The sequence below is a fragment of the Sphingobacterium anhuiense genome (assembly GCF_042686355.1).
In the GTDB taxonomy this organism is placed as follows: Bacteria; Bacteroidota; Bacteroidia; order Sphingobacteriales; family Sphingobacteriaceae; genus Sphingobacterium; species Sphingobacterium anhuiense.
The window spans coordinates 329,921-345,572 of the sequence record NZ_JBHUPE010000001.1 but is presented as its reverse complement, the minus strand read 5'-3'; the positions used below and the strand labels follow the sequence as shown (position 1 = coordinate 345,572).

Annotated in this window: 9 protein-coding genes; 6 read left to right on the top strand and 3 right to left on the bottom strand. The window is 31.9% G+C overall.

Annotation, left to right across the window (positions count from 1 at the left end; translation table 11 throughout):
- Positions 1-91: 91 nt before the first annotated feature.
- The 3 genes from ACFS6I_RS01440 to ACFS6I_RS01430 form a co-directional block, all read right to left on the bottom strand.
- Positions 92-1,786 (bottom strand): hypothetical protein, encoded by a 1,695-nt coding sequence (locus tag ACFS6I_RS01440; protein WP_380917641.1) that lies wholly within the window; start codon positions 1,784-1,786, stop codon positions 92-94.
- A 69-nt stretch (positions 1,787-1,855) separates the two neighbouring features.
- Positions 1,856-3,550 (bottom strand): hypothetical protein, encoded by a 1,695-nt coding sequence (locus tag ACFS6I_RS01435; protein ID WP_380917639.1) that lies wholly within the window; start codon positions 3,548-3,550, stop codon positions 1,856-1,858.
- Positions 3,551-3,684: 134 nt separating this feature from the next.
- Positions 3,685-4,350, bottom strand: a complete 666-nt coding sequence (locus ACFS6I_RS01430) for a hypothetical protein (protein ID WP_380917637.1) — start codon at positions 4,348-4,350, stop codon at positions 3,685-3,687.
- A gap of 1,330 nt (positions 4,351-5,680) precedes the next feature.
- Between ACFS6I_RS01430 and ACFS6I_RS01425 the strand changes: the two genes are divergently transcribed.
- From ACFS6I_RS01425 to ACFS6I_RS01400, 6 genes are read left to right on the top strand one after another with little or no spacing between them, the layout of a single operon-like run.
- Entirely contained in the window at positions 5,681-8,056 is a 2,376-nt protein-coding gene (locus ACFS6I_RS01425) for a TonB-dependent receptor domain-containing protein (RefSeq protein WP_380917635.1), read from the top strand.
- Between the two features lie 36 nt (positions 8,057-8,092).
- A complete protein-coding gene (locus tag ACFS6I_RS01420) occupies positions 8,093-9,175 on the top strand; it encodes a sensor histidine kinase (RefSeq protein WP_380917633.1) in 1,083 nt (360 codons plus the stop codon).
- Positions 9,156-9,920 (top strand): LytR/AlgR family response regulator transcription factor, encoded by a 765-nt coding sequence (locus ACFS6I_RS01415; RefSeq protein WP_380917631.1) that lies wholly within the window; start codon positions 9,156-9,158, stop codon positions 9,918-9,920. The genes ACFS6I_RS01420 and ACFS6I_RS01415 overlap by 20 nt, the downstream gene beginning before the upstream one ends.
- A 5-nt stretch (positions 9,921-9,925) precedes the next feature.
- Positions 9,926-13,000 (top strand): lantibiotic dehydratase, encoded by a 3,075-nt coding sequence (locus tag ACFS6I_RS01410; RefSeq protein WP_380917629.1) that lies wholly within the window; start codon positions 9,926-9,928, stop codon positions 12,998-13,000.
- Positions 12,990-15,167 (top strand): peptidase domain-containing ABC transporter, encoded by a 2,178-nt coding sequence (locus ACFS6I_RS01405; RefSeq protein WP_380917627.1) that lies wholly within the window; start codon positions 12,990-12,992, stop codon positions 15,165-15,167. The genes ACFS6I_RS01410 and ACFS6I_RS01405 overlap by 11 nt, the downstream gene beginning before the upstream one ends.
- The gene (locus ACFS6I_RS01400) at positions 15,164-15,646 is read left to right on the top strand and encodes a hypothetical protein (protein ID WP_380917625.1); all 483 of its coding nucleotides are present in this window, start codon (positions 15,164-15,166) and stop codon (positions 15,644-15,646) included. The genes ACFS6I_RS01405 and ACFS6I_RS01400 overlap by 4 nt, the downstream gene beginning before the upstream one ends.
- The last annotated feature ends 6 nt before the right edge of the window (positions 15,647-15,652 follow it).

Genomic DNA, 15,652 nt, shown 5'->3' with positions numbered 1-15,652 from the left:
ATTCTTTCTTATACACTCATTTTTTTGTTATTTCATTAGATTAAACTCAAAATAAGTGGAAAAATGGGTGCAGTAGCAATATAGTTTTTCATCATAAGGTTTCAAAATAACCGCTAGACTGATAGATTTTGTTCGCGGCTTCTGCTGATATTTTAACTTTCCCTTTGCTGGCCATCATGGGTACGGTGAACATGATTTCGTCATTACTAATCGGTATCGGTGTAATTTGGATATCCCCCATAAGAATCCTCCGTGCATATTTGATATTTTTACCTTTTACGTGGACCACCGAACCCGTGAGGCCACTTGCAGGAGCAAAACTTTCTAATGTGATTCCTAGTGAATTTATTTCGAGTATTTTGTCGCTTAGTCTACTTTCTCTACTTCCTGTTATGTAACCAACCTTGATTTTATTTGTTTCAAAATTGTTGAGGTACCAGGTAAACGTTATCTCTCCATCTTTTTGGCACATGATTTCAGAAGAGAGGTTATTTTTACCTTGTATGGTGTACATCGCGCCTTTAAAAAAGGTTCCGTTAACGGTAATCGATTCGCCTTCATAGGCACTAGATTTATCACTCGAGGTCCAGTCAAAGTTTTTTACTGTAATCTGATTAGGTATAGTGATATCATAGAACGAATCTTTAATATTTAAAGTATAGTTTCCAGCTTTTAGATCACCGATTGTAAAGTCAAAGTTATCCCCATTTACACCATTATGTTTTACAGGTAGACCACCAACAGTAAAATCAAAATACATTCCTGTGGTAAAATCCGAAAAACCTGCCCACCGCATGCTGACCAAACCTTCTGGATGGACAAATGGATGGTCAATCATCACTTTCAATAGATCCGGTACATAAAATTCAATTTCCTCTTTAAAGATTACCGTTTCTACACCATTTGTATACCCAAATTTAAGACGATTTCCTTTTACTTGTAGATCTTGTATTTGATTAAACTGCAATTCACTGGCAAAGGGTATCCTCATATCACCGAATATTAACATGAAATCTTTTGATGGATGCAAATGATGCGGTACATTTATCCCTTTGATCTCTATCATATCATATGGACTAAATACGGTTTTCGTTGGTGGGAGGACCTCTCCTAGGATAGTTGTTTTAGCCACATCAGCATAAAAAGATCCATATGGGAACTCTCTTCTTTCGAATAAAAAGCCTATTTCCGCACCATGGTATAACCCTTTTGCATGGGGTACTTTAAATCGGATTGTTTTTTTATCCGCGGCTAATGTATAAGGTATTTCAATACTTTCTATATTTTTTGTGTTGGGATTATGAAAGTACGCTTTAAACTTATAATTAGCGTCTATCTTTTCGAAATTACCTTTTACAACCAGTTCGTCTCCAGATTTTGACTTTTCAAATGCTTGTGTCTGGCTTTTGAATCCATCCAGTTTAAAGGAGTTGAATTCACCCCTATAGTATCCTTTTGCCGTACGTACGTAAAAGCAATATGCGTACGTGATATCCAAAGAGAACGGTTCGTTCGGTTTATATTGAAATGTGATCGTAGGGCCTGCGTTTTCTTTACCCGCCTCGATTTCCTTTTCTTTGCGCTCTGTTCCGGATTGATCTATCGTTTTCACAATAAAACCATAACTTAAGATTTTTTGGTTCTGTATCGTATCGATAGATCCAAAGAGCGTAACACCAGTTTTACTCAGCTGTTCCATATGTCGCGTTTGTACGACAATCTTGTCTTCGGTCGTTTGCACATATTCGACTTCCTTTACTTTCTTACACGATATAGATAGCATCACGCTACTTATCGTTAGTAGAAGGAGGATATATTGCAGTTTTTTATGTAGGAGCATATTAATATTCAACTATTAGATTAATTCAAATGTTTCTTTACCTTTTATCCATTTATCTCCAAAAAGAAGGTTGATTTCGATCTTACCTTTAAATTGTATATCCCGTGGTATGGTAAATTTAATTTCATCAAAACCAGACTCGCGCCATACTAGTCTACCGCCAAAATAAATCATACCATAGTATATACCTTTGCCTACCAGTGTGATTTGGTCACCAGCCTTGCCTTTTTTAGGGTAGAAATCTGTAAATTCAGGAGCGAGTACTTCCACATTGAAGTTGGTTTTACTTATATATTCTTGATCATCTTTGCCACGGTAACCGACAGAAACAGGATACGTACCTGCAGGAATAGGCGGAATTAGAACATTAATTTGACCATCACGTAAAGATTGTGACGATATACCAGCATCATGATTACCAAGTTTGACCAGATAGGGGATACCTGCTCTAAAATTACCGGTTATCTTTACTAAATGATCATAATAACCTCTATTTTGCGCTATAGTAGTTGGTCGCAACTTCTTGACCTTAATTTTAGCTTGACTTGTATACGTAAAAAAGGGACTCGTTGCCGATAAAGGATACTCACCTTCAGGAATGTTGTCAATAGTAAATTCATGAATCCCCGTCCAATTAGATCTGACATATGCTGGTTTATTACCAACCGAATAAGTCGTGAGGTCAGATTCACCATATTGGGAGAAATCTAGACCAATAAATGTTCCCGAACTACCAGGGTGGACTTCTGCGACATAAAATTGTAATGCGTTTGCCAGGGGTTGTTTGACTGTAATTTTTTGTTTAAAAAATACCGAGTCTTTTCCGTTGAAATAGCCTAATTTATAACTTTTAGCAGGTTGCTTATAAGCCAAGGTTGATAAGTCCATTTCAGGTTGATATGGCAATGAATTGTTGCCAAACAAGATGTAAAAAGGTTCTTTTAGGGTACCGCTTAAGCCAAGGCCCTTCAAAGTTATCTTTTCACTATACATGTAGCTGTAATTTGTGGGCTCTTCTAGCTTTCCGACTATCTTGACCGAAGGCAGTGATGCACTTCCATATACACCCGTAGCATGAGACTTATTTAGGAGTATTGGGTTCATTGTATTGCCATGTATTTGATCCGTAGGAATAGTATATGTCAATGTATTTAGATCATTTCCTACTGTAAAAGGTATTTCCTCTTTACTGTCATAGTTAGCATACAGCGTATATTTGTCTTTTATTTTTTTAAAGTCTCCGTTGATTGTGATTTTATCATTAGGAGAAGCGGTAAAATCATTATTGTATTCGATATCGTACCAATTAAAGGCAACGCTAGTAGATTCTCCTCTATAAAGATCTTTATCTGTTTTGACATAATAGTAATACTTAATAAGAGTGGCATTCTCGATTTCAGCGGGGAATTTGATCGTATGGTTAATCTTTCCTGTAATTGCTTTGTTGCCTAGCGAATATCTTATTTCTTTTTTCTCAACGTTGTTCTGGTATTCGTATTCTAAAACAAAACCATGATCAAGAATTGTTTCATCATTGAGGTACAATAAACGGCCAGAGAAAGTAATAGACGATTCATCTGCATTTTCATTGATTAGCGTTTCAATTTGTATTGCCTTACTGTCAGGCACTGTTTCGACTATTTTTTCTACCTTTTTACAGGACACAAAAAAGCATAAACAAGCTAGGTAAGAAATTAGTATTCCTTTCATTAAATATGGGTTAATTATGTTGCAAAAGTAGGTTTTGGAAAGAAATAATCAAAATGTTAGAAATTAAATCTTTAATAGCCACTTGAAAGTAGCTGGTGCTAATTAAGGATCTGATTCGCTTTCAAAGTTATTAGCTAATTATCCGTTAACAGTCGCTTGCTGTTCGAATCTAGCTTGTACATACTGACAGGAGCAAAGCTAAATGGGCTAACATAATATATTCCCTCGATATCGTAAGATTTCTTGTTCTGACGGTTTAAAGGATTCTCATCGTCATTTACTTTTACTAGGCCCGATTTTTCCAGTTTATAGACCGCATGTTTCAACTCACTGGCATTTACTAGCTGTGCTGCAATATCTTTCCTTTCCTTTAATGTTTGACTCCATTCTAGACTATCACCATCTAAACGGTGCTGGCACCTAGGTGTTATTTTCCACCAACCGCCAATAGAATAATTATCTTGATGTGCAACAACTAAACCGTCCCCGGTAACCTCTTCTTGCATGTTATACTTTGTTTGTCTAAGGTAAAATAGGGTATCTTGTTTATTTCTTACTTCAATACAAGAATTCATAACATAGTCGTCTAAAAATGACAGGTTTTTAAAAAGGCTATAAAAGATCACAGAGCTATCTTTATTCGACCAATCTTTTCGCTTATCCTTTTCCCAATCTTTTATGTCAGTGTATGATACTTGATAATATTTATTTTCATCTCTAGAGCAACTATAATAAACCATAGTGCCCAGAACTATGACACACAAAATACTTATCGAAATCCAAAGTTTATTTTTTTTCATTTCGTGTTTCATTTCGTAGCCAAGATAAACAATTGTCATGAACTGCTAATTAGAGCAAATAGGATATCTAGCATGGTATAGGAGGGATTCTTTCTTATACACTCATTTTTTGTTATTTCATCATCGTAAATATTAATTATATTTAAGGTTCAAAATAATTAACCAGACTTATAGACAAAATGAATGATAATTTAGAAAATGAAAATATGAAATGCTGCCATAAATCTTTAATAATTATATGGAATAAAAGAGGGGCTAATTATAATCGGAATAGCTTTCATAGTTTTTGTTATTTTAAAATCGGAATATTGATTTTTATGTGAAATTTCAACAATAGATTTATCAGTATAATTCTCATTGATTAAAATAAGTTTATTCCAGTTCAGATAATTTAACTTCCATTACCCAACGCATAATTTTCAGTTTTATTAAGTACAAATCTTGTTTTGATAAGTAAAGATAATTTTTTACTTATCAATCTTGTAGTCATAGTACTTTTTTTAACGATAATCTCATTTTGAACCTCCAGAAAAAGAGCATCACGCATAACTGGATATAAAGAATGACAACTAGTGATTACAATAGCATTAATAAATAGGGGAGAACCAGAAAATATATTGCACGGCTCCTCTAAAGCTTCATAAGTTTTAGAGAAAGTTACAATAACTTCAAGTTGATATGTTTTAAATTTTGTTGAATCCGCTTATATTTTTTTTGATATCCTGTACTTTTTAAAACAAATTAAGGTCATCATGTATTGTTAACTCACCAAAAACATAGAACAATTGATAGGAATATTCTTATAAGTGAAGTAAAAACCACTAGACCAAATATTTTATGAGATTTAACAGTGCAACTTAAAACGCGCTTGCGCCGAAAGTTCAGTTTTATTAATATTAGCGGTGTTAAAATTAATATTATTAATTTTTTTATAAAATAATATTTCGAATATTTTCATTTAAATATTCCTATTAATGGTAAAAATCTGTATATTTATTAAAATTGAAATAAATAGTATATTAATTTATAAGATTGTTCTTTCTGCGAAATAGTTTGTGGGGAAGAATGAAATTTACAAAATACGAATATTGCAATGTGCTAAAATTTAACATGGTCAATTCTTTCATCCTCATGTTTAAATCTAAAATATGATTAAATGCAAAAATTCGGTTTTAAATTATGGAATTTCGACCTCATCGTATTTTTGATGGGATTATGAAGATGCTTTTATAGTTTAGATTTTATAAACTAATTTAATATGAGCATAAGAAGAATTTCCTTAGTAATATTTTTTTCATTGACATTTGTTTTACTATCAAAAGGGGGATCCATGAAAAATGTAGAAAATGTAATATCCCAGAGAATGGTATTAGATAGCGTAATATTCTACGGAAAAATTTTAGAACAAACAACAGAGAAGGTCATCCCGTCTGCGACGATTCAAGTAATTTCTATTAATAATGGAGAAATTATCGATAGATTGTCATCTGATCAGGCGGGAAGATTTCAGATGCGCAAAGTTCTCAGTGATTCAATATTACTTAAAATCTCACATATTGGTTACGATAGTTTGGATTTTTTTTTAAAAACTTCGTCCATCTTAAAAGATCCTATAATAATTAAGCTTTTTCAAAAGAGCCGAGCCATTGATGAGGTTACTGTGGAATTAAAAGTTCCACTAGTAGAAGAAAAAGATGGTAAACTAATTTATAACGTTGATGGAGGGAATAATTCGGATAGTTTTACTGCAGACGAATTACTAAGAAAAGTACCATATGTTAGCGTTGATTTTAATGGGGAGGTGAAACTACGTGGAAGTTCTAGCGTAAAAGTATTCATTAATGACAAACCTTCTACTCTTATTGCTGGATCAGTTTCGGATGCGTTGAAATTAGTTCCAGCAAGTATGATTAAACGTGTAGAAGTCATTACAAATCCAGGTGCCAAATATGATGCAGAGGGTACTGTGGGCATAATCAATATAGTCACAAAAAAAGATCTTAAAGGCATAAATGCATTTGTGAATGTTTCGGCGGGATCAATTGGAAATGCGAATATAGCAGCAGGGGGCGGTATAAGTAACACGAAGTTTTCATCAAATGTTTCTTTAACTTCCAATTATTATAGGAATAAAATTCATTCCGAATTAGAGAGAAATAGCTATGGAGATCAAACACAGTATTTATTTCAAGAAAGTGATATAAAGGCCATTGGACGGTCTTATGGAGCCAATCTATCATCAAGTTATAGCTTCTCTCAAAAAAATATTTTATCTGCCGGAATTCAGGTGAATGATGTTAATAATGATAGGTATGAGGATATAAGTTTTTGGTCCTCGGTTAAAGGAGTGGGAACGGATGAAAATTCACGATCAATAGATAATAAGATTAAAAAACCAGGTTATTCTTTACATCTGGATCACAATTTGAAGTTGAAGGGTGAAAATCACGCTTTGATTTCATCAATTATATTAAGTTCATCGGATGATAATAACCATTATTATCTTAATCAAGCTCGTGCTTATGATGATAGAAGTTTTAATTTACAAAAGCGTAAAGAACTGTCGGCACAAATAGATTATTCGAAACCTCTTTCTAAAAGGATCAATTTTGAATTAGGAATGAAATATATTGGAAGAGCTTTTAATAGTTCTTCGCAGATGTCGGCATTTGATAATGCTAGCCAAAGTTTTGAACTTATGGACAGTTCATTGAATGAAATGGATTATGATCAGCAGATTATTTCTGTTTATAACAGTTACAATGTTTCATTAGGAAAAGGTTTCCGATCCGCTATGGGATTGCGTTACGAAAATACAATAAATGATGGAAGAGTTGACCGATTGCATTCTTTCGAAAATGATTTTGGCAATCTTTTGCCAAGTTTGTCTTTCGTGAAATCTTTTGGAAAGAACAAGCAGTCTATACGATTAAGTTATAATCAGAGGTTACAGAGGCCGGGTATTACATTCCTAAACCCCTTTATAAATCGTGCTGATGTAAATAATGTTCGTTATGGAAATCCAAACTTGAAACCTGAAAAAAGTCACCAAATAGAGGTTGCATATTCAAATTTTTCAGTTGACAAATTGTTTTTTACACTGTCACCTTTTTTTACAATCGTGAATAATTCCATTCAAGAGAAAAGAGATGTAGGTTCAGATGGCACAAACTCTGTTACCTTTCAAAATATAGGAAAAAGTAGATCTTTAGGAGGAAATATCTATTTTTCATATCAGGATTCCAAATTTTCTGTTGCACCAAATTTAAACATTTTTTATAGTAAACTTTCAAGTGATGCTTATTCCAATAAGGGGTTTATCATGAATGCCAGTATTTTTGCTTCTGCAAAATTCAGTAAAGGTATCTCGGTAGACTTATATTCCAACTATAATACGAGAGAAATTAATTTACAGGGGTATTCAGATGCGCTCTCGTATTCAATGATTGGTGTTAAGAAAAGTATAATAAATAAAAGTTCAAGCATTTCCCTTTCGATACTTGAGCCATTCAATAAAAATGTAAAATTACATACTGAAGTTTCAGGACATAATTTTAATCAAAATTCTACAATAGTAGCACAAATACGACAATTACGTATAGGTTTTCGTTATCAATTTGGAAAAATTAAAAAGAGTGCGAAACAGGATAATTCGGATGTGATTGAAGATAAAAACGCTGGAGGTGCATCGATCCCAGTTAATTAATAAGTTAAATAATTAGAAAATTAAAACTATTTCATAATGCAAGGTGTAATGAAGAGATTTTTGAATACATATTTTAGGGCTTACCTGTTTGCTTTTCTATTGTTTGCAATTATTCTTTCAAGTGAAGTTCAGTTTAATTCTAGTTACGTATTGGGTTCTATCACGGATTTCTTTTTATTGATTTTTCCAAGATCTTTAATTTATAGTATCCCAGTGGCATTTTTAATGTGGTTCTGTGGAAAATTTGATTTTCAAAAACCTAGACTTAATCGATTTATTCAGATTGTATTATTTCTCTTAATTGGTGCGGCTGTTACACTGATCGAAAAGCTATTGGAGTTTTATTTAGGAACCTGGAACGTTGAAGAATCTTTTGGACTCTTTTTAACGAGTCGTTTTTTTCCCACTTGGCTTGGACTAAATATCTATTCTATAATTTATGGAGCTGTGACTGTGTCTATCTCTAATATGCGCAGAAATGTTCTATTACAAGAGCAACTTCAAACTGCCAGTATCAATGCTATAAAAGGCCAGTTAGAACACCATTTCTTATTTAATAATCTCAATACTCTCTATTCTCTGATAGATGATACTAACCAAAAAGCATTGAACTTTTTACATAATCTTTCCGAACTGTATCGATATCTTTTAAAGAACGCCGACAACCAGACTGTATCATTAGTAGAAGAGCTTTTGATTGTAGATAAATTCATAAAGATGACTGAAGAAAGATATGGTTCAAATTTAATATTATCAATAAGTTATTCACAACAAATTGATGAGAAAGCTCTTATTCCTCCTTTGTCAATATATAATCTTGTTGAAAACGTAATAAAGCACAACATTATTGATGATAGTCATCGCGTGACATGTACGATTGATGTAACCTCCCAATTTGTGATAGTCTCAAATAATATGTTTGGTAAAAAGGATTCTTTTACAAAGGAAAACAATGGGATTGGTTTGGCAAGCTTAAGAAAAATATATGCTATGCTTTCAACAAAGGAAGTGAATGTTGATATCATTGACAATTTCTTCATTGTCAAAGTACCCATATTACAATCCCATCAAACCAATGGAAAAATTAAATTAATAGCATATGAAAATTGTAGTCGTTGAAGACGAAATCGCTGCTTACAATAATATTGAAAGGCTAGTTCGAAATACTAAAATTGAATCTCTTTCGGTTATAGCATGGCTGAAAAGTATTGAAGAAGCTGAAAAATGGTTAATGCTAAACGGTGAGCCAGATTTATTATTGTTGGATATCCAACTGAGTGATGGATTAGTATTTGAACTATTTACAAATTTAGAGATTAATTGCCCTACTGTATTCACTACTGCGTTTGATAATTATGCTATAAAAGCATTTGATTATAATGCATTGTCATATCTGTTAAAACCAATTTCACAAACACAGTTTGATGAAATGATTAAAAAGGTATTTCAGAATAGTTCAAATTATAAAATCGATAGTTCTTTACGCCGGTTAATTACGCAACTCGATACTTATAATTCTAAAAATATTTTACGTGAACGGTTTCTCCTTAAAAAAGGTGAAAAGTATTTCGTGGTTAAAACTTCTAATATTTGTTATATCTATATAGATAACTCAGTGATACTTGAAACCCTCGAAGGTGAGCGGTTTATTTTAGGAAGTACACTTGATGAACTTGTTAATCAGTTAGATCCCTTAAAGTTTTTTAGATGCAACAGACAAGTAATCGTTAATGTTGATGCAATAACAATAGTAATACCTTATTTTAAAAATAGTTTATTATTGAAACTGAATACTAAGACCGACTTTGAAATCGTAGTTCCTAAAGATAAAGTAAGAGCCTTCAAACTTTGGATGGATAGATAAAAAATATGAAAAAAATACCTTATTTATTTTATAAACAAATTGTGATGAGAGCCCCTACTCTTTCTAGTGATTATCTAGTTAGCGGGAAATTAGATGAGATTATAGCAACGAGAGATTTTGATAATTCACTCTCTATAGTTTCTAAGGATTTTTATAACCATCTAAAACAAAATAAAATTAATTTTTCTAACAATTTCGGTAGAGAATCTAAAACACTCTATAAATATATTAATCGTTTATCTTTTAAGCCAGCGCCTTTTAGTGTTATATCAGGTTTATCCATTGGGGAATGGGGAACTGACACCAAGTGTACGTTAAACGGTAAAAAGAAATATGTAGTTAATCTTGATTATACCTACTTAAGAAGGATACTAAATTTCTTAGAAAATGATGATATTATCAAAGAAAGCGTGAGATTTTATCCAAATAATACTATTTATCAGGTTGGAAGCCAATTTAGGTATATTGAAGAAGTATACGATGGAGAAGTAAAGAAACATAAACTAAGCGGTGTCGATGCTAGTCCATTTCTGAAAAAAATTCTTTCTTTGTCGAAATCCGGAAGAACTTTAGCTTCTATTTCTGAAGAATTGAGTGACGAAAACTTTTCCAACTCAGAAATAACAGATTTTTTAAATGAATTAAAAGATTCAAGTGTTTTAATTAGTGAATTAAAACTTGGAGTGCACGATAATATAGAAAATCAAATTTATGAATTATTAAAGAAAAATCCACAACTTAAAAATCGCTGGTGGTTTCAAGATCTTCATAAGCTTTTGAGCATATCTTCAAAAGTTGACGATATAGATCAGATTTTAAGTATTCAAAAGTTTTCAGAAGATCTTCTCAAGCGAATAGGATTGAAGTTAATTGAACGTAATGTTTTGAAGATCGATACATTCATTGATTTCGATGAGTTTTCCATTTCAACAAATATTCAGAAGGAGCTAATACAGGTACTTAAGTTATTGAACAAAATAAGTCCACATAGAAAAAATAATAGTCTAGAAGAATTTAAGGTCAGGTTTGTTGAAAAGTTTCAAGACGAATTTCTTCCACTATCTGTTGCACTTGATCCTCAACACGGAGTAGGCTATTTTGATGGGCAGGAGAGGGATCAAATTACTTCAGAATTACTTGATGGACTTGATTTTCCTGTGGTTCGTGGACCTGGAAATTTTTCATGGGATCCCCTTCAGGAATTTATTTTCGAAAAATATATGAAGGCGGTAAAAACTGGAGCGAATAGTATTGAAATTGATGATAAAGATATTGATCTTCTTTTAGAAGATTGGTCAGATATTCCCGAAACGATTTATTTTGTGTTTAGGATGCTAAACCGCGACGGTAAAATTTTAGTGGAATCAGTCGGGGGATCTTCTAGTGGAAATCTTATAGCGAGGTTTTCGAATTCATCAAATGCGATCAATAAAATTGTAAATGATCTTAATTTTATTGAGAAAGAGCTTTTATCCGAAAAAATCATAGCGGAGATTGATTATTCTCCAAACGATAAGGTCTCTAATATTCTTGTTAAACCGTTGATGAGAGAGTGGCAAACTTCGATATTGGGGAATGTTAATGTTGCTAAAAACAAAATCATGTTAAGTGACATTTTTGTAGGCGTAAGTGAAAGTCGAATTATTCTTTACAGTAAATCCTTAAAAAAAGAGATTGTTCCAAGAATTACAAGTGCCCACAATTATAGATTCGATAAGACACCTATTTATCGTTTTTTAGGAGATGTTCAAAACTATAATTACAGAAAATATATTGGTTTTAGTTGGGGAGACTTTTTGAAAGGACGAACATATTTACCAAGAGTACAATATAAGAGTTTTATATTACAAGCCGCACGTTGGAATCTTAAAAGGGAGGATTTTCTAAATTTGATACACCATGGCAAAAATGCCTTGAATGAATTTTTGAAAGCCTTTAATATTCCCACTAGAATAATACTTCTTGACCGAGGAGATGATGAATTATTTATCGATTTTGAGAACGATTTGAGTTTCTTAACATTCCTTTCGGAAATAAAGACGAAAAGTAATATTTCTTTTACAGAGTATTTATTTGATTCCAAAAATTCTTATGTGACCGACAATAACTTGGCTTCGTATACCAATCAGATTTTAACTTTTTTATATAAAGAAAAGCCTGTTAAAAACTTATCAATAGTTCCATTCGTTAAAAAAAAATCTAGTAAGAAGTTTGTCCAAAAGCAATTCTCTATCGGTTCTGAATGGCTGTTTTATAAAATTTATTGTTCTGAAGGCGCAACAGATGAGATTTTGATTAGAGTAATTTTCCCACTAGCGAAAAAGCTTTTAAAGACAGAAAAGATTGATAAATGGTTCTTCATAAGATATGCTGATCCAAAAACGCATTTAAGAGTAAGATTTCATTTGAAAAACAGCGATGATTTGACGTATATAGTAAATTTACTTAATCAAAAAATAACTAGTTATCTCAACAGTGGGATCGTCAGAACAATTCAAACCGATATTTATGAAAGAGAAATTCAAAGGTATAAGCCGTATGCTATAGAAACTGTTGAAGATTTCTTCTTCAACGATACGAAGATATGTGAAAAAATATTGTCAAGACTATTTAAATCGGGAAATGAGGATGAGCGTTGGTTAATTTCTTTGATAGTATTGGATCAAACATTTGAAGGTTTTGAGTTAACATTGAAAGAAAGAATAGAAATGCTTCGAAAGCTCTATGACTATTTTTTTAATGAGCATTTTGCTGACAAGCAATTAAGACATCAGCTTTCTTCTATGTATAGGGAAAAAAAGCAGATAATTTCATTTGAGTTATCGCAGTATAAGCAAAATATTGGGCAAAATGTGCAATTAAAAGAGCTTCTGAAGGAAAAATTAGAATTATGTAAGATCATTAAGACAAAAATACTAGAAAATGATGAGGACGATTTGGGTAGTATACAAAGTAGTCTGCTACATATGTCAATGAATAGAATTTTCAACGTCAAACAGCGTTCGCATGAATTTGTTTGTTATTCTTTATTATTAAATTATTATGTTTCTTTAAATGCCCAAATAGCCAATGTTGAATAGGTTTCCTACAATTAGACAAGTTAATGAGATGGATTGTGGTCCAACTTGTTTAAGAATAGTTTTATTACATTATAAAGTATGGAGTAAGTTGGATGATATCAGACGACTTTGCAATACTTCCAGAGATGGAACTACGATGTTAAATCTAAGGAAGGCAGCGGAGGAAGTCGGTTTTCACGCATATGGTGTTGCTTTAGATTACGATACATTGCTTAACGAAGTTCACCTTCCAGCGATCCTTCATTGGATGGATAGTCATTTTGTTGTGATTTATAAGATAAAGAGAAACAGAGTTTATATTTCTGATCCATCGAGAGGGTTGTTGGACTACAGTAAAAAGGAATTTGAAGAAAAATGCATGAGCAATGAAGGATTTTGTTCATTGTTAGTTTTGGAACCAACCTCAAGTATAAAAAATTATCATACAGATAAAACTAATATTGTAACTACCTTATCATTATTTAAAAAATATGTCAAGGATCACAAAAAACTATTGTTCCAGCTATTCATAGGGTTGGTAGCTAGTCTTTTTTTTCAAACTCTCTTTCCTTTTCTTACACAAAGTACAATCGATGTTGGTATCAAAAATAAAGACATAAATTTTGTACTAATAATTTTGATTATTCAATTATTCTTTTTGTTTTCCCGCTTTGCAATTGAAGCAATTAGGAAATGGATCTTACTTCATTTAAGTTCTAAAATCAATATTTCTATGTTATCAGGTTTTTTTATTAAACTAATGAATCTACCATTATCGTACTACGATAGTAGAAAAACTGGAGATACACTTCAGCGTGTTAATGATAATTATAGAATACAGAACTTGGTTACGATGAATGCATTAAACACATTCTTCGCAGTAATCTCAATTTTAGTTTTGGGAAGTGTGTTATTATATTATAGCTTGTTTATTTTCGTGGTTTTTTTTGTGGGCACTTTTTTTTATGGATTATGGATAATTTTCTTCCTTAAAAAAAGAGAAAATATAGATTATGAACGATTCGGAGTCGCCGTCCAAGATCAAAGTAAAATAATCGAGATTTTAAATGGTATGCAAGAATTGAAACTTCATAATGCTGAAACTAAAAAAAGATGGGAGTGGGAAGAAATTCAAAATGAACTTTATAAGGTAAATTTAAAAAGTCTTCGTTTAGAACAGTCCTTAAATCTAGGATCGTCATTAATTAATGAAATTAAAAACATGTTAATAACAGGCATTGCGACCTATTTAGTTATTATAGGGAATATTTCCCTCGGTGGGATGCTGGCAATTGTATCTTTAATAGGTCAAATGGGTGGACCTATTTTACAATTATTAACATTTATAACATCTTTCCAAGATACAAAAATAAGTCTAAATAGATTAAATGAGGTATATGAGATAGAAGATGAAGAACAAGGTTTGTCCAATTCCTGTGTGATCAATGAGGAAAGAAGTGATATAGTTTTAAAAAATTTAAGTTTTAAGTATTTTGGTGCGAATGACTATATCTTAAAAAATGTAAATTTTAACATTCCCAATAAGAAAGTAACGGCAATAGTGGGTGCGAGTGGCAGCGGAAAAAGCACATTGATAAAACTTCTTTTAAATTTTTACAGTGATTATGAGGGCGAGATACTTGTGAATGATGTTTCACTTATAAAAATTAATAAAAAGTCTTGGAGAGAAAGGAGTAGTGCAGTATTACAAGATGGATTCATATTCAACGATACACTACTTAATAATATAACCATTGGTGGTGATGGAGCATTAAACAAAGTTAGATTGGCTAAAGCATTAGATTTTTCGAATGTATTAGATTTCGTTGGAGGGGGGGAAATTAAATTATCTACTAAAATCGGGAATGAAGGAGTTAATCTGAGTGCTGGGCAGAAGCAAAGGTTGTTGATTGCACGTTCAATATATAAGGATCCATCTTTTCTTATATTGGATGAGGCGACAAGTTCGTTGGATTCAATTAACGAAAGGGAAATACTTTTAAATCTCAAATCTTTTTTTAAAGATAGAACTGTTTTAATTGTTGCTCATCGGCTTAGTACGATTAAAGATGCTGACCAAATTATAGTCCTAGACAAAGGGCGTGTTGTTGAGATTGGTAATCATAATGAACTAATCTCAAAAAGTAAATATTATTTTAATCTAGTCAAAAATCAACTCAATTTATGAATTTGGAAAGTGAAAAATCTATTCTAATAAACAATAGCGCTTTGTCAGAGAGTGCTCAATCCATTTTGAAAGTGCGCCCTTCTTTTTGGGTGCGATATGGTGGTCCTTTTGTTCTTTCAATATTAATAATTAGTACTTTAATTTTGATTTTTATTAAATATACTCCAACTTCAGAATGGGTAGTTGTATCAAGACGAGAAATTTTGGGAGTAGATTCCTTGCGAATTACTTTAAAGACAAATTCATTAAAATTATTCCATTCGGGAGAAAAAGTTGAAATAGTTTCATTGCTTGATAAGAATATCTCATTTTTTGGAAATACTGATTCAATATATAGTATCGGTTCATACCAATATTTATCAATGAATATCGATTCAAGTTTTTCTAAGGAAATAAAGAAAACTAATATGTATTTAATTAAACAAGAAAGTGAAGTTTTTATGAACTTGATAATGAATCGTAAAATTCAAGACAAGTAGTGATAT

What these genes read in the sequence shown, in the direction of transcription:
- ACFS6I_RS01410 (WP_380917629.1), top strand. Translation starts at nt 9,926, where the DNA reads ATGAAAAAAATACCTTATTTATTTTATAAACAAATTGTGATGAGAGCC.
- ACFS6I_RS01435 (WP_380917639.1), bottom strand. Translation starts at nt 3,550, where the DNA reads ATGAAAGGAATACTAATTTCTTACCTAGCTTGTTTATGCTTTTTTGTG.
- ACFS6I_RS01415 (WP_380917631.1), top strand. Translation starts at nt 9,156, where the DNA reads ATGAAAATTGTAGTCGTTGAAGACGAAATCGCTGCTTACAATAATATT.
- ACFS6I_RS01420 (WP_380917633.1), top strand. Translation starts at nt 8,093, where the DNA reads ATGCAAGGTGTAATGAAGAGATTTTTGAATACATATTTTAGGGCTTAC.
- ACFS6I_RS01425 (WP_380917635.1), top strand. Translation starts at nt 5,681, where the DNA reads ATGAAAAATGTAGAAAATGTAATATCCCAGAGAATGGTATTAGATAGC.
- ACFS6I_RS01405 (WP_380917627.1), top strand. Translation starts at nt 12,990, where the DNA reads ATGTTGAATAGGTTTCCTACAATTAGACAAGTTAATGAGATGGATTGT.
- ACFS6I_RS01400 (WP_380917625.1), top strand. Translation starts at nt 15,164, where the DNA reads ATGAATTTGGAAAGTGAAAAATCTATTCTAATAAACAATAGCGCTTTG.
- ACFS6I_RS01430 (WP_380917637.1), bottom strand. Translation starts at nt 4,350, where the DNA reads ATGAAAAAAAATAAACTTTGGATTTCGATAAGTATTTTGTGTGTCATA.